Genomic DNA, 15,561 nt, shown 5'->3' on the forward strand with positions numbered 1-15,561 from the left:
TTCGGCGCGAAGCCCCAAGCACAAGGCGGCACGCCCGAAAGCATCCGGGCGCGCCGCCAGCGCGATTGTCAAAATGAAAGTCCGGGCGTCGCTGCGTGCAAAGTTTGCAATCCGGCGCCCGGCGGCGCGCGATCAGAACACGCCGCGAAACACCCAGAACAGAAATCCCGCGAGCGCGATCGACACCGGCAGCGTCAGCACCCACGCGAGCGCGAGACTGCGCACCGTGCGCCATTGCAAGCCGGAGCCGTTCGCGGCCATCGTCCCGGCGACGCCCGACGAGAGCACGTGCGTCGTGCTGACGGGCAGGCCGTACATATCGGCGGCGCCGATGGTCAGCATCGCGACCATTTCTGCCGACGCGCCTTGTCCATACGTGAGATGCGTCTTGCCGATGCGCTCGCCCACCGTCACCACGATGCGCTTCCAGCCGACCATCGTCCCCAGCCCGAGCGCGACCGCGACGGCGACTTTCACCCACGTCGGGATGAACTTCGTCGCGTGATCGAGCTGATGCTTGTAGTTGTCGACGACGGCGAGATCGCTCGCGGAGAACGCGGGCGCCTTCTGCTTCTCCATCAGACGCAGCGCTTCGGACGCGATGTACATCTGATTGCGCACGTTGCGCACGTTGCCTTGCGGCACCGAGGCGATCGTCGCGCTCGGGCCGATTTGCGAATCGATGGACCCGATCAGCGCCTTCAGCGACGCGACGGTACCCGGCTCGAGCTTCTTCGTCTGCACGTACTTTTCGACTTGCTCGCGCGCATCGGACGCGGGCGCGGCGCCGCCGCTGTATCGGTCGAGCGCCTCGGATGCGCTGTGGCTCACCGCGAGAAACGTCTGCGTTTCCTCGGGCGTGACGGCCTTGTTGAGCGCGTAGGCAGTCGGGACGGTGCCGATCAGGATCAGCATGATGAGGCCCATGCCCTTTTGACCGTCGTTGGAGCCGTGCGCGAACGACACGCCGGTGCACGTCAGGATCAGCAGGCAGCGAATCCAGAACGGCGGCGGCGTGTTCTTCTTCGGCTCCTTGTAGAGCGCCGGCACGCGCACGACGAGTTTCAGCACATAGAGCAGGAGGCCCGCAAGCACGAAGCCGACGATCGGCGAAAAGAGCAGCGACTTGCCGACCGACACCGCCTGACTCCAGTCGACGCCCGACGTTCCGTTGGTCCCGTGCAGCATCTGGTTCATGAGGCCGACGCCGATCACCGAGCCGATGAGCGTGTGCGAACTCGACGACGGCAGCCCGAGCGCCCAGGTGCCCAGATTCCAGATGATCGCCGCGATGAGGAGCGCGAAGACCATCGCGAAGCCCTGCGAGCTGCCGACGCCGATGATCAGTTCCACCGGCAGCAGTTGCAGGATGCCGAACGCCACCGCGCCGCTCGAAATCAGCACGCCGATGAAGTTCCACGCGCCGGACCACACGACGGCGAGATTCGGCGTGAGCGAATGCGTATAGATGACGGTGGCGACCGCGTTGGCCGTGTCGTGGAAACCGTTCACGAATTCGAACCCCAGCGCGATCAGCAGTGCCACGCCGAGCAGAATGTACGGAAACACCGACGATTCGCGCACGGGTGCCAGGTCTTCGAAAAGATGCAGCACGCAGTAGACGGCGCCCGCGCCGATGGCGAGCAGAAATACGAGAAACGCGAGCCGCTGCCCCGGCGTGCGGCCCTGCGATTGGGGAAAGACAACCTGATTCATGTCGCGTCCTTTAGGCGTGGCGGTTTCGAGCGCTTGCGCCGGGCGAGAAGCCGGCGAGGGCTGAAGAGGCCATGTTTCATGGCGCATGTGTCGGTTTCATGACTTCGTGAACAGTTCTTGTTTCGTCTGACATGACGAGCAATCGTTGCCGAAGAGCATCGATATAATCGGCGGCATAGTGCGCGCGATTGACGCGCTTATTCGAACAATCGGGAGGCGACCGATGACCATGACGACACCGCCTGCCCCGCGCGAGCCGCTCGAGTTCGCCGGCTCGGTATGGGTGAAAAGCGGCGACGAAACATTGGGCGGCGCGGCGCGCATCGCGCTGCTCGCCGCGATCCGCGACACCGGCTCCATCACCGCGGCGGCGAAAGCCGTCGGCATGAGTTATAAGGCGGCGTGGGATGCCGTCGATACGATGAACAACCTCGCCGGCGAACAACTCGTCACGAGCGCCACAGGCGGGCGCGGCGGCGGCGGCACGACGGTGACGGCATCGGCGTTGCGGCTCATCGAGACGTACCGCGCGGTCGAGCGCGAGCATCGCAAATTCCTTCAACGTGTGGGCGAGGCCGTGGAAGGCTTCGAACGCGACTGGCAACTCATCGGGAGACTGGGAATGAAAACGAGCGCACGCAACCAGCTTGCAGGGAAAGTCACGAAGATCACGCGCGGCGCGGTCAACGACGAAATCGAGCTGGGCTTGCCGGGCGGCCAGACGATCGTCGCGGTGGTCACGCACGAAAGCACCGAGGCGCTGGACTTGCGCGAAGGCGGCGACGCGTTCGCGCTCATCAAGGCGTCGTGGGTGATGCTGATGCAGGACGCGCCCGCGAAGCTGTCGGCGCGCAATCAGTTGCGCGGGACCATCGCGAGCGTCACGCGCGGCGCGGTCAATGCGGAAGTGACCTTGTCGCTCGACGATACGACGACGATCACCGCCATCATCACCAACCAGAGCGCCGAGACGCTCGGACTCGCGGAGGGCCAGAACGCAGTCGCGGTGATCAAGGCGTCGAGCGTGATCATCGGCGTGAACGACTGAGCCAGCCGCTACGCGCGCGCTGCGGCCAGCGCACGCGGGGCGTCGAATTCCGCGCGGCGTTCGGGAATGCGGTAATTCTTTGTCTTCCAGCGCGCTCGCACATACGGGCGCTCGTGGCCGGACAGCCCGAGCGCGATCTCCGTGATCCAGTGCTGCGTCGGCACGGGCACGCCGTGCAACGCCACGACGACGGCGGCAAGACTGGCCGCAACGGGCGTCGGCGAGAGCTTGCCCGGCTCCGCTTGCCACGCGATGCGCGCGAACGCCAGCGCGACGAACGCGCCGAGGATGCATCCGGCCACGACTTCCGACCACGAATGCGCGTTGACCGCGACGCGCGAACCGCCGACCGCCGCCCCGAGCAGCAAGCCGATTGCGACGCCGCCTGCGCGAATGGCCCCGCGCGCGGGCAACAGCGCGACAAACAGGGCGACGGGCAGGACGGATGTCGCCATGAACGCGTGACCGCTGATGCCCGTGAAATCGAGGTCGCGCATGCCGATTCCCCAGCCGATGAACGCGATCTTACTCAGCGCCACCGCGCCGCTGCCCGCGCCGAGCAGCCCGAGCCATTCGAACGTGTACTTCCAGCGATAGCCGAGCGCAAGCCACGCGGCCGCGGCCAGCGCGACAGGCAACATGACGCCGATGCTGCCGAGCGCCGTAACGCTCATCCAGAGAGAACGTGGTATTTGAAAATCGGTCACGGTGTTGGTACGGGTGTTGCTGCACTGCGACAGAGATGCAGTCGAAAGCGTGAGGCAGTGCAGCAGTATACCGCTTCGGACGGAGACTAAATGTGCTGCCCGGTTTGGGCGTTTACAGGCGTATTCTGTCGCTATTTATCGGATACTGCGCCTAAAAGACGCCTTCTCGCTACCGAAAGACGCGGCGCATTCGAGCTAGCTCGCCCAAATGGTGTTATTGTGCAATGCAACAACGCGACGCGTCGATCACCGAGCGCGTCGTCCGATTCATGTGTAGAGGAACCAGCCGAATGTCGAAAAGCCTTACCAAACTCTGGTTGCGCGGCTTGAGACGCATGGTCGCTGGCGAAGTCGAACCGATCCGCGTTCCGAAGCCGCGTGCTGCGGGCAAGCCGGGCCGCGCCAAAACCGTCAAGTCCAAGCTCAAGTCCGGCGCGGCCGCCAAAGCCGCCGCCGCACCCGCGTTCACGCGCCCCTCGACGGGCGAATCGCGCGTGCGGCCGCGTGCGTCGGCCTGGGCGCGCGGCAAATGGGACCGCTCGTATCACTCCGCGCCGCCCACAGCCGGCCGCTTCGTGAACCATCTCTCCTACGCGCTGTACGTGCCGCCGAAGGCCGGCCTCGGAAAGCTCCCGCTCGTGGTGATGCTCCACGGTTGCCAGCAGAGCGCCGACGAGTTCGCGCAGGGCACGCGCATGAATCTGCTCGCTGACAAGTACGGCTTCGCGGTGCTTTATCCCGAGCAGTCGAAACACGATCACCCGCATCGCTGCTGGCGCTGGTACGAGGATTCGAGCAGTGGCGGCGGCGGCGAGGCGGCCTCGATCGTCTCCCTGATTCGCGCGGCCGTCGCGCAGCACGACTTCGACCCCGAGCGCATCTACCTCGCGGGAATGTCGGCGGGCGCGGGCCTCGCGGCATTGCTCGCCATCAGATATCCCCAACTGTTCGCCGCCGTGGGGCTGCATTCGGGCGTCGTCTTCGGCGAGGCGAATTCCGCCATCGGCGCGATGGACGTCATGCGGCGCGGCAGTCGCAGCGACCCGGTCACGCTGATCGACGCCGCCGTCGATGTCCGCGACTATCCCGGCATGCCGGCGGTCATCGTTCACGGCGAACTGGATTCGGTCGTGTCGGCGACGAACGCCGAGCAACTCACGCAGCAGTTTCTGCGGCTGAACGGCTTCATCGATGCAGCGGGGAATCGCCGCGCCGGCGATCTTCGCGAGGAAACGCATGCGGACGGCGTCGTGCGCGATTACTTCAAAAGCGGACGACGCGTCGTGAAGACGTCGATCGTGCGCGGGCTGGGCCACTCGTGGGCCGGCGGCGACGACACGGTGGCTTTCCATTCGTCGAAAGGGCCGGATTCAGCCGCGATGCTCTGGGAGTTTTTCAAGCACCAGCGGCGCTCCAATGAGGCCGCGCGGGATGCATTCGTGGCGTGACGCGCCGGACGCATTGTTTCGGGTGTTGCAAAATCGTCTTTAGTATCAGCGTTCTAGCGGTAAAGGCTGGCGTCGAATCAGGGATTACCCTATAATCACCTTCATAGGTAGTAACCCTAGTTTCCAGCGAGGCCCAACATGTTCCTGCTCTCCCGCATTTTCCTTTTCCTGACCAAGTCCGCCGACCAGCGCGATCGCGAACGTGACGACGCATACCTCGCTGAAGCCACCGACATTTACGACCTCGAATACCGCATGAAGAAGCTGGACCAGCGCGCTGCGGCACGTCATCCGTCGTGGATGTCCAACTGAGCGGGTTTAATCGCGCAGCTTCGAGCGCATGAGAAAAGCCGGCCTGTGAGCCGGCTTTTTGTCGTCTGCGCGCAGCCGGGGCCGCGCGAAAATCAGGCGCCCGGCGCGCCGGACGCGGTCGGCAGATCGGGCGCGTCGGGCGTCTGCACGCCGAAGCATCCGCGATACGTCGCGTAGAACGAGCAGTACAGCGCCGTCGTCACGACGATGGACGCGGGCATCAGCACGGCGAACGCCATGTCCTGTCCCGCGCCGAGCGCCTGCATCAGCGCGGTCAGCCCGAAGGAGACCGTGAGCGCGACCGCGATCCATATCACGCCGTACAGGATGAACGCGCCGCGATTGCGCCAGCACGACACGACGCTGAAAAAGAGCGCCTTGGCCGTCGAGACGTCGTGCCACGCGACGAGAACCGGCGCGAACCAGAAGAGCATCGCGACCGGCAGATAGCACGCCATCGCGACGATGACCGCGAGCGGGCTGAAGCTCGCCGCCATCGTTTCCGGATCGCCGGACGGGGAATTGCCCATCATCAGGCCGAGCAGCACGCCGCCGTCCACGAGCGCGGACATCGCGAAGATGACCGCCATCGCCGCGACATACAGCGCGCCGAGCACCAGCAGCCGCCGCGCGACCACGCTGCCGTAGGAGCGGAAACCGTCGACGAGGATCGTCGGCCAGACGGGTTTGCCGGCGACCGTGTTCCGGCACGCCGCCATGAAGCCGACCGCGACGCCCGGAATGAAGAGCAGCGGCAATAACGGGCCGATGACCGGCACGCGCGAGATCAGCGTCATCACGAACAGATAGGCGAAGAACACCGTGAGGAACGCGAACGGGTTGCGGCGGAACAGCCAGATGCCCTGGCGAAACCACACGTAGCCGGTCTTGGCGGGAACTTCGATGAGTCGCATGAGTGATCGCAGGATTACCGTTGAGCGGAGGAAGACGCGGCCGCGGCGCTGACGCGCTCGCGCAGGATGCGTTCGAAGTGGCCGGGATCGTGCGCGTTCAGCATTTGCGCTTCGCGCGGACGATGAAAGTCATACAGGCGCGAGACCCAGAAACGCATGGCGCCGGCGCGCAGCATGTCGTTCCAGTGGCGCTCTTCGGCCGGCGTGAACGGGCGCACGGTCTGATAGGCGCGCAGGAGCGCATCGACGCGCGCGGCGTCGAGCGCGCCCGTCGCGAGATCGATGCACCAGTCGTTCACCGTCACGGCGACGTCGAAGAGCCACTTGTCGACGCCCGCGAAGTAGAAGTCGAAGAACCCGCCGAGCCGCGCGTGGTCGATGCCGTGCGCGAAGAGCACGTTGTCGCGGAAAAGATCGCAATGGCAGGGGCCTTCGGGCAGCGCGGCGTAGTCGGCCGAACTGAAGAACGCGGCCTGATGCGCGAGTTCCGACTCGATCAGCGCGCGCTGGCTCGCGCTCAGAAACCCGACGATGGCGGGCACGTTCTCCTGCCACCACGCCAAGCTGCGCAGATTCGGCTGATGCCGCGCGAAATCGCGGCCCGCGAGGTGCATGCGCGCGAGCATCTGCCCGACTTCGATGCAGTGCGCGGGCGTCGGCACGAGTTCCGGCGCGCCTTCGAGCTTCGTGACGATGGCTGCGGGCTTGCCATTCAGCATGCCGAAGAGCGACCCGTCGCGGCGCGGCATCGGATCGGGCACCGGCACGCGATGCGACGCGAGATGGCGCATCAGGTCCAGATAGAACGGAAGCTGCGTCGAGCTGAGATTTTCGAAGATCGTCAGCACGTACTCGCCATGCGTCGTCGTGAGAAAGAAGTTGCTGTTCTCGATGCCCGACTGGATGCCGCGAAATTCGACGGCATCGCCGAGATCGTAATGTTGCAGCCAGTCGCCGAGTTCGGCGTCAGAGACGGGGGTGAATACGGCCATGCAGGAAACGTCGGTCGGTGAATGGCCCGTGGCGGGCCGAATGACGAAGCCCGCTCGAAGTGAGCGGGCTCCAAGCTAATGGGCGATGTCAGTAACGCAGATTCACGGACGGCAGGCGCGTGCTAGCGCGGCCGTTGTCGCGCACTTGCGGCGACGTGTCCGCCGGCGCGCTCATCTGATAACGCGTGCCGAAATTCGAATGCACGTTGATCTCGACCGGCTTGCCCTTGTCGCGATACTCGGTGATTTCCGTCCCGTTCGGGCTCAATTCGTGAAAGCTCGGCGTGCGCGGGGGCGAAATCTCGACCTTGGAACTGACGTTCGCGGGCGGGCGATTGATGGACTTGAGATCGGGAAGGCCCGCTGCTTCTTCCGGCGACATGGCGTGCGCCGCCGGTTGCGCCGCCTGTGGATTCACGTTCGGCATCGGCTGCGCGTTCGCGCCAATGCTCGCGGCGGCGAGGACTGCCGCGGCGGCGGCAGAAAGAAGCGGCTTCATGATAGTTCTCCAGGGATGGCCGGATTCTAGCAAACCCTAGTGACGCCTACGCGCTGCCGGTTCAGCGTCGGAATCGCGAAACGCGGGCCGCCGCGCGATAGGGGCTTCATGGCGCGCGCATTCTTCCGTGTTAATGTCGTTTGACCGAGAGGCATTCAAGACGGATACAAGATCATGACAACCGACCGCACGCTGACCACGCAGGGCACGCCCGCCAACGACTTCCCGACCGAATCTTTCGACGATCCCGTCGCCGCGGTCACGCGCCTTTCCGCGATCTACGAAGCGAATACCGCCTTCTTGCGCGATGCCTTCGCGCGCTACCGTCGCAACGAGCAGTTCGCGCATCGCGTGCGCGCGTGCTATCCGTTCGTGCGCATCCGGACCGAACTCAATACGCACATCGATTCGCGCCGCTCTTACGGCTTCGTCGCCGGGCCGGGCATCTTCGAGACGACGATCACGCGCCCCGACCTCTTTGGCGACTACTACCGCGAGCAGCTGCGGCTCCTTGCCAAGAATCATCACGTAGGCATCGAAGTGGGCGTATCGGCCCAGCCGATTCCCATTCACTTCGCGTTCGCGGAAGGCATCCATCTCGAAGGCGATCTCGACCGCGACCGCCTGCTCGCGATGCGCAACGTGTTCGATACGCCCGATCTCGCGCTCCTCGACGACCGCATCGTGAACGGCACATACGAGCCGGCGGCGGGCGAGCCGCATCCGCTCGCGCTCTTCACGGCGGCGCGCGTGGATTTTTCGCTGCATCGGCTGCGGCATTACACGGCGACTTCGCCGACGCATTTCCAGAACTACGTGCTGTACACGAACTATCAGTTCTACATCGACGAGTTCGTGAAGCTCGGCCGCGCGCTGATGTCGCGCGCCGACGATGAAGAGACGCGCGCGTATCGCAGCGAGTATTCGTCGTTCGTGGAGCCGGGCGATGTCATCACGTACAACGCGAATCTCGGCGAGCAACCCGAGGAAGGCGCGTCGCCCGCGCGTCTGCCGCAGATGCCGGCGTATCACCTGAAGCGCGCCGACGGCAGCGGCATCACGATGGTGAATATCGGCGTGGGACCGTCCAACGCGAAGACGATCACGGATCACATCGCGGTGCTGCGTCCGCACGCGTGGATCATGCTCGGCCACTGCGCGGGGCTGCGCAACACGCAGCGTCTGGGCGACTACGTGCTCGCGCACGGCTATGTGCGTGAGGATCATGTGCTCGATGCCGATTTGCCGCTCTGGGTGCCGATTCCCGCGCTCGCGGAAGTGCAGGTCGCGCTGGAGAAGGCTGTCGCGCAGGTGACGCAGCTCGAAGGCGTCGAACTCAAGCGCGTGATGCGGACGGGGACGGTCGCGAGCGTCGATAATCGCAACTGGGAATTGCGGGAGCATCGCGAGCCGGTGCAGCGGCTGTCGCAAAGCCGCGCGATTGCGCTGGATATGGAAAGCGCGACGATCGCCGCGAACGGCTTTCGCTTTCGCGTGCCGTATGGAACGCTGCTATGCGTATCCGATAAACCGCTGCATGGCGAACTCAAGCTGCCGGGAATGGCGGATCAGTTTTATCGCGCGCAGGTGGATCAGCACTTGCAGATTGGCGTGAAGGCAATGGAGTTGCTGCGAATGAACGGCTTGTCGAAGCTGCATTCGCGCAAGTTGCGGAGCTTTGCGGAGGTGGCGTTTCAGTAAGCTGCGTCGATCGAAAGCGGGCGTTATGGCGCCGCCCGCAGTGCCTTTGTCCAGCGCTCGTGATTGAAGAGCATGGCATGCATGAAAGAGACGAGGCCAACGCATAACGTCGGCCTCGTCGTCTTCACGCATCACAAATAAAACATTCGATCCTCATCCGACTTGCTTTCAGCCGGCGCCTCCGCTGCCTGCTCGCGCTCCTCATAGAACCGCAATACAGCGTCGAGCACCTGATCCGGCTCGTCGATGACTTGCATGAGATCCAGGTCCTTCTCGCTGATCACGCCATTGGTCAGCAGCGTGTTCTTGAACCAGTCGAGCAGGCCCGCCCAGAACTCCGCGCCGACCAGCACGATCGGCACATGGCGCGACTTCTTCGTCTGAATGAGCGTGAGCACTTCGGCAAGTTCATCGAGCGTGCCGAAGCCACCGGGCATCACCACGACCGCATCCGAATTCTTGACGAACGTGACCTTGCGCGTGAAGAAGTGACGAAAGCGCAGTGAGATGTCCTGCCATTGATTGCCGGACTGTTCGTGCGGCAATTCGATGTTGAGACCCACCGACGGAGACTTGCCCGCATGCGCGCCCTTGTTGGCCGCTTCCATGATGCCGGGACCGCCGCCCGAGATCACGGCGAAGCCCGCATCCGAGAATTTTTGCGCGATTTCGATGGTGCGCTGATAGTACGGCGACTCCGGTTTCAGACGTGCCGAACCATAGATGCTGATGGCAGGACGGATCTCCGAGAGGTACTCGGTCGCCTCGATAAACTCTGCCATAATCGTGAACATCTGCCACGATGCGCGAGCCTTTTTGGCCGTCGCGCGCTCTTGATCTGCGAGTGATCGCAGACTCGGAATCACTTTTCTCTTGTTCATAATGCCTGAAGAACTCAGTCTTGAAGGTAAGACCCTGCTATTGGTCGACGGTTCTAGCTACTTGTACCGGGCTTACCATGCGATGCCTGACCTGCGTGGTCCCGACGGCGGTCCCACCGGCGCACTGTATGGGATGGTGAACATGTTGCGGCGCCTGCGCCGCGAAATCAATGCAGAGTATAGCGCGTGCATCTTCGACGCGAAGGGCAAGACTTTCCGCGACGACTGGTACGCCGACTACAAGGCTAACCGTCCTTCGATGCCCGATGACTTGAGCAAGCAGATCGAGCCCATCCATGTGGCAGTGCGCGCGCTCGGCTGGCCGCTCGTCATGATCGAAGGCGTGGAAGCCGACGACGTCATCGGTACGCTCGCGGTGCAGGCCGAAAAACGCGGCATGAAAGTAATCGTGTCGACGGGCGATAAGGATCTGGCTCAACTCGTGACGGATCATGTCACCCTCATCAATACGATGACCAACGAAACGCTCGATCGCGCAGGCGTCATGGCGAAGTTCGGCGTGCCTCCGGAACGCATCGTCGATTATCTTTCGCTCATCGGCGATACGGTCGACAACGTGCCCGGCGTCGAAAAGTGCGGACCCAAGACGGCGCTCAAATGGCTCACTGCATACGAAACGCTCGATGGCATCGTCGCACACGCAAGCGAGATCAAAGGTGCGGTAGGAGACAATCTGCGCAAGGCTCTCGACTTCCTGCCGATGGCGCAAAAGCTCGTGACCGTGCACACGCAATGCGACCTGGCTTCGCAGATCGACTCCATCGAAGAGACATTGCAGACGCGCCCCGAAGCGCGCGATGAACTGCGCGACGTGTTCCTGCGTCATGGCTTCAAGACGTGGCTGCGCGAAATCGAAATAGCGGATGCCGTCGAAGGCCCGACCGACACGCCGCCCGCCGAAGTCACCGAGATCGTTCATCACTACGAGACCGTGCAGACGTGGGAGCAGCTCGATGCCTGGCTCGCGCGCATCGACGCCGCGGATATCACGTCGTTCGATACGGAAACCACGTCCCTCGATCCGATGGTCGCGCAGATCGTGGGCGTGTCGGTGGCGGTCGAAGCGGGACACGCGGCGTATATTCCGGTCGCGCATCGCGGGCCGGACGCGCCCGTGCAACTGCCGCGCGACGAAGTGCTCGCGAAGCTCAAGCCGTGGCTCGAAGATGCATCGAAGAAAAAGGTCGGCCAGCATCTGAAGTACGACGAGCAGGTTCTGGCGAATCACGGCATCGAATTGCGCGGCGTGGAGCACGACACGCTGCTGCAGTCGTATGTGCTGGAGTCGCATCGTCCGCATGACATGGACAACCTCGCGCTGCGGCATCTCGGCGTGAAGACCATCAAGTACGAAGACGTCGCGGGCAAGGGCGCTTCGCAGATCGGCTTCGACGAAGTGCCGCTCGAGAAAGCCGCCGAATACGCCGCCGAAGACTCGGATATCACGCTGCGCCTGCATCGGACGCTGTATCCGCAAGTCGAAGAGGAAGAAGGCTTGCTGCGCGTGTATCGCGACATCGAGATGCCGACTTCGCGCGTGCTGCGCAAGATCGAGCGCAACGGCGTGCTGATCGATCGCGAGAAGCTCGATGCGCAGAGCACTGAGATCGCGAAGAGGCTAATCGAGTTGCAGGCCGAAGCGTACGAGCACGCGGGCGGCGAGTTCAATCTCGGGTCGCCGAAACAGATCGGCCAGATTTTCTTCGAGAAGCTGCAACTGCCCGTCGTGAAGAAGACGCCGAGCGGCGCGCCTTCCACCGACGAAGAAGTGCTGCAGAAACTCGCCGAAGACTATCCGTTGCCCAAAGTGCTGCTCGAACATCGCGCGCTGTCGAAGCTCAAGTCCACCTATACGGACAAGCTGCCGCGCATGGTCAATCCGTCGACGGGGCGCGTCCATACGAACTACGCGCAGGCCGTCGCGGTGACGGGGCGCCTGTCGTCGAACGAGCCGAATCTGCAGAATATCCCCGTGCGCACCGGCGAAGGGCGGCGCATTCGCGAGGCGTTCATCGCGCCGCCGGGAAGCAAGATCGTGTCGGCGGATTATTCGCAGATCGAACTTCGCATCATGGCGCATATTTCCGGCGATGAATCGCTGATGCGCGCGTTCAAGGAAGGCGAGGACGTGCATCGCGCCACCGCGTCCGAAGTCTTCAGCGTGACGCCGCTCGAAGTCGACAACGATCAGCGGCGCATCGCGAAGGTCATCAACTTCGGCCTGATCTACGGCATGAGTTCGTTCGGGCTCGCGTCGAATCTCGGCATCACGCGCGATGCCGCGAAGCTCTATATCGACCGATATTTCGCGCGCTATCCGGGCGTCGCCGCGTATATGGACATCACGCGCACGACCGCGAAGATGAACGGCTTCGTCGAGACCGTGTTCGGGCGGCGTCTGTGGCTCCCCGAAATCAACGGCGGCAGCGGGCCGCGCCGTCAGGCGGCGGAGCGCGCGGCCATCAACGCGCCGATGCAGGGCACGGCCGCCGACCTCATCAAGATGTCGATGATCGCGGTGCAGGACTGGATCGAAAGCGCGGGCCTGCGCACGAAGATGATCATGCAGGTCCACGATGAACTCGTGCTCGAAGTGCCCGAAGAGGAACTGCCGGACGTGCGCAAGCGCCTGCCCGAGCTGATGTGCGGCGTCGCGGCGCTGAAGGTGCCGCTCGTCGCGGAAGTGGGCGTCGGCAACAACTGGGAAGAGGCGCACTGAAGCATCGGCAACGAGCGTATGCCCGGCATGCGGCGGCGGCGCTTGTGAATGCAGCGCCAACTCACGCACAATGAGTCATCGGGCGAGCAACGGCGCCTTGCGCATCTTCAAGACAGAGGGAGAGCTTCATGCACCGCTTCATCATCGTCGGCGGCGGGGCCGGCGGTCTCGAACTCGCGACGCGGCTCGGCGACCGTTTCGGCTCGAGCGAAGGCAAGGCCGACTCGAAACCTCCGCGCGCGCAGGTCACGCTCGTCGACCGCAATCCGACGCACATCTGGAAGCCGCTCCTGCACGAAGTCGCCGCGGGCAGCATGGACCCGTTCACGCAGGAACTCGAATACGCGGCGCAGGCGCTCTGGCATGGCTTCGAATTTCAGCAGGGCGAACTCGTTGGTTTGAATCGTGCGGCGAGACGCATCACGATCGGCGCACTGCGCGACGACGAAGCCGGCGAACTGCTGCCCGAGCGCGAACTGGAATACGACACGCTCGTGATCGCCATCGGCAGCACGACGCATTTCTTCGGCGTCGAGGGCGCGCAGGAGTATTCGATCGCGCTCGATACCGTCGGCCAGGCCGAACTCTTTCGCAAGCGGCTGATCGCGGCGTGCATGCGCGCCGAGCACTTCGCGCCCGAGCCTGTCGCGGCGGGCGTCGAGGAGGAGCGCGTGATGGAAGCCGCGCCGCGCATTCAGATCGCGATCGTCGGCGCCGGCGCAACGGGCGTCGAACTGTCGGCGGAATTGCGCAACACGGCGCAAGTGCTGTCCGCCTACGGCCTGCACAAGCTCGATCCGAAGCACGACATCGGCATCGCGCTGATCGAAGCGGGGCCACGCATTCTGCCCGCGTTGCAGGAGCGCGTGTCGTCGGCCACCGCCGAACTGCTCACGAAGCTCGGCGTGACACTGTTGACGGGTGAAACCGTCGCGCAGGTCTCGCGCGATTCCATACGCACGGCGAGCGGCAAGATTATCCGGGCGGATTTGACCGTCTGGGCGGCCGGCATCAAGGCGCCCGCCGTGTTGACTCGGCTCGACGGCTTGCCGACCAACCGGCTCGGCCAGTTGATCGTGCGCCGCACGCTGCAAACCGAAACCGACGACGACATCTTCGCGCTCGGCGATTGCGCCGCGTGTCCGTGGCCGGGCAACGAGCGCAACGTGCCGCCGCGCGCGCAGGCGGCGCATCAGCAGGCGAGCTTTCTGTTCAAGGCGTTCGAGCGGCGCATGCAGGGCAAGCCGCTGCCGGAATACACGTATCGCGATTTCGGGTCGCTGGTGTCGCTCGGGCATTACAGCGCGGTCGGCAATCTGATGGGCGGGCTGATCGGCGGCAACATGCTGATCGAAGGACTCTTCGCGCGGTTCATGTACATGTCGCTGTATCGGCTGCATGTCGCGGCGCTGCATGGCTACGCGCGCATGGTCCTCGACACGTTCGCGCACTGGCTGCGCCGGTCCACCGCGCCGCGTGTGAAACTGCACTGACCGGCGCGCAGTCGCACGGCAAGCTGTTTAGAATGAGCGGCGCGCGTAATCATCGCGCGCGCGGGCATGCGGCTTTATCGCCCGAATCCAGTCGTGTAGCGCCGCGCTCGTGCCTCGCGTGATCGGGCAGGCGCGGTTTCCGGTTCAGCGCCATCGGTGCGGCTGTGGCTCGACGACGCCAGCGCGCTCGCATCGGCGGCGCTTTGGCGGCTCTTGCCGCAGGAGCTTCGTATGCTGACCCCTGAAGTCGACAGTCTCATCCCGCACGTTCCGTTCAACCGGCGCAACTTCATCAAGGCCGCTTTCGGCACAGGCTTCGCGGCTGCCGTGCTGCCCGTTTCAGCGCAGACGATTCACACCGATGCCGATGGCCTCGAGGCAGGCGCGATCGGCGTGCGCGGCGCGGACGGCACGCTCGTCCCGGCGTATCGCGCGCAGCCGAAGGGCAAGACGCATTTGCCGGTCATCATCGTGATTCACGAGATTTTCGGCGTGCACGAACATATCGCCGATGTCTGCCGCCGGTTCGCCAAGCAGGGCTATCTCGCCATCGCGCCCGATCTTTACACACGACAAGGCGATGCATCGGCGTATCCGTCGATTCAGCAGCTCAACGATCAGCTCGTGTCCAAGGTGACAGACGCGCAAGTGATCTCCGACATCGACGAAACGGTGAAGTGGGCGGGCGAGCATGGCGGCGATCTGAAGCGGCTCGGCATTAACGGATTTTGCTGGGGCGGGCGCATTACGTGGCTGTACGCGGAGCACAATCCGCACGTGAAGGCGGCTGTCGCGTGGTATGGGCGGCTCACCGGCAACAAGACGGCGAACACGCCGAGCAATCCGATCGATAACGCCGCCGAACTCAAGGTGCCCGTGCTTGGTCTGTATGGCCGGCAGGATCAGAGCATCCCGCAGGACACCATCGAAGCGATGAAGCAGGCAATCGCGAACGGTCCGCCGAGCGCGCGCGGCTCGCAATTCGTCGTTTATGACGACGCGCCGCACGCGTTTTTCGCGGATTATCGGCCGAGCTATCGCAAGGCGGACGCCGAGGACGGCTGGAAACGCGCGCTCGCGTGGTTCCGCGAGCACGGCGTCAAATAAGTG

At 64.0% G+C, this 15,561-nt stretch carries 13 protein-coding genes; 7 read left to right on the forward strand and 6 right to left on the reverse strand.

The window, feature by feature from the left end:
* Positions 1-132: 132 nt before the first annotated feature.
* Positions 133-1,716 (reverse strand): inorganic phosphate transporter, encoded by a 1,584-nt coding sequence (locus LDZ27_RS15285; RefSeq protein ID WP_244816835.1) that lies wholly within the window; start codon positions 1,714-1,716, stop codon positions 133-135.
* A 223-nt stretch (positions 1,717-1,939) separates the two neighbouring features.
* Here LDZ27_RS15285 and LDZ27_RS15290 point away from each other — a divergent pair, with 223 nt between their 5' ends.
* The gene (locus tag LDZ27_RS15290) at positions 1,940-2,764 is read left to right on the forward strand and encodes a TOBE domain-containing protein (protein ID WP_244816836.1); all 825 of its coding nucleotides are present in this window, start codon (positions 1,940-1,942) and stop codon (positions 2,762-2,764) included.
* Between the two features lie 8 nt (positions 2,765-2,772).
* On the opposite strand, the gene LDZ27_RS15295 is transcribed toward LDZ27_RS15290, so the two are convergent.
* Positions 2,773-3,438, reverse strand: a complete 666-nt coding sequence (locus LDZ27_RS15295) for a phosphatase PAP2 family protein (RefSeq protein WP_244816837.1) — start codon at positions 3,436-3,438, stop codon at positions 2,773-2,775.
* A 323-nt stretch (positions 3,439-3,761) separates the two neighbouring features.
* Here LDZ27_RS15295 and LDZ27_RS15300 point away from each other — a divergent pair, with 323 nt between their 5' ends.
* Positions 3,762-4,919: a PHB depolymerase family esterase gene (locus LDZ27_RS15300; protein WP_244817288.1), complete on the forward strand. Its 1,158-nt coding sequence runs from the start codon at positions 3,762-3,764 to the stop codon at positions 4,917-4,919.
* A gap of 138 nt (positions 4,920-5,057) precedes the next feature.
* Positions 5,058-5,231: a DUF3563 family protein gene (locus LDZ27_RS15305; RefSeq protein WP_244816838.1), complete on the forward strand. Its 174-nt coding sequence runs from the start codon at positions 5,058-5,060 to the stop codon at positions 5,229-5,231.
* Between the two features lie 92 nt (positions 5,232-5,323).
* Here LDZ27_RS15305 and LDZ27_RS15310 read toward each other — a convergent pair whose 3' ends face one another.
* The 3 genes from LDZ27_RS15310 to LDZ27_RS15320 form a co-directional block, all read right to left on the reverse strand.
* Positions 5,324-6,145: a BPSS1780 family membrane protein gene (locus LDZ27_RS15310; protein WP_244816839.1), complete on the reverse strand. Its 822-nt coding sequence runs from the start codon at positions 6,143-6,145 to the stop codon at positions 5,324-5,326.
* A gap of 14 nt (positions 6,146-6,159) precedes the next feature.
* Positions 6,160-7,137: a homoserine kinase gene (locus tag LDZ27_RS15315; protein WP_244816840.1), complete on the reverse strand. Its 978-nt coding sequence runs from the start codon at positions 7,135-7,137 to the stop codon at positions 6,160-6,162.
* A gap of 88 nt (positions 7,138-7,225) precedes the next feature.
* Entirely contained in the window at positions 7,226-7,636 is a 411-nt protein-coding gene (locus LDZ27_RS15320; RefSeq protein WP_244816841.1) for a hypothetical protein, read from the reverse strand.
* Positions 7,637-7,810: 174 nt separating this feature from the next.
* On the opposite strand from LDZ27_RS15320, the gene LDZ27_RS15325 reads away from it, so the two are divergent.
* Positions 7,811-9,337 (forward strand): AMP nucleosidase, encoded by a 1,527-nt coding sequence (locus LDZ27_RS15325; protein WP_244816842.1) that lies wholly within the window; start codon positions 7,811-7,813, stop codon positions 9,335-9,337.
* A gap of 131 nt (positions 9,338-9,468) precedes the next feature.
* Here LDZ27_RS15325 and LDZ27_RS15330 read toward each other — a convergent pair whose 3' ends face one another.
* Positions 9,469-10,218: a TIGR00730 family Rossman fold protein gene (locus tag LDZ27_RS15330; RefSeq protein WP_244816843.1), complete on the reverse strand. Its 750-nt coding sequence runs from the start codon at positions 10,216-10,218 to the stop codon at positions 9,469-9,471.
* Position 10,219: 1 nt separating this feature from the next.
* Here LDZ27_RS15330 and polA point away from each other — a divergent pair, with 1 nt between their 5' ends.
* The 3 genes from polA (at position 10,220) to LDZ27_RS15345 (ending at position 15,558) form a co-directional block, all read left to right on the forward strand.
* Positions 10,220-12,958, forward strand: a complete 2,739-nt coding sequence (polA, locus tag LDZ27_RS15335) for a DNA polymerase I (protein ID WP_244817289.1) — start codon at positions 10,220-10,222, stop codon at positions 12,956-12,958.
* 128 nt (positions 12,959-13,086) lie between these two features.
* On the forward strand, positions 13,087-14,451 hold the full coding sequence (locus LDZ27_RS15340) for an NAD(P)/FAD-dependent oxidoreductase (protein WP_244816844.1): 1,365 nt from the start codon (positions 13,087-13,089) through the stop codon (positions 14,449-14,451).
* Positions 14,452-14,682: 231 nt separating this feature from the next.
* On the forward strand, positions 14,683-15,558 hold the full coding sequence (locus LDZ27_RS15345) for a dienelactone hydrolase family protein (protein ID WP_244816845.1): 876 nt from the start codon (positions 14,683-14,685) through the stop codon (positions 15,556-15,558).
* The last annotated feature ends 3 nt before the right edge of the window (positions 15,559-15,561 follow it).

Source organism: Caballeronia sp. Lep1P3 (genome assembly GCF_022879595.1).
Classification (GTDB): Bacteria; Pseudomonadota; Gammaproteobacteria; order Burkholderiales; family Burkholderiaceae; genus Caballeronia.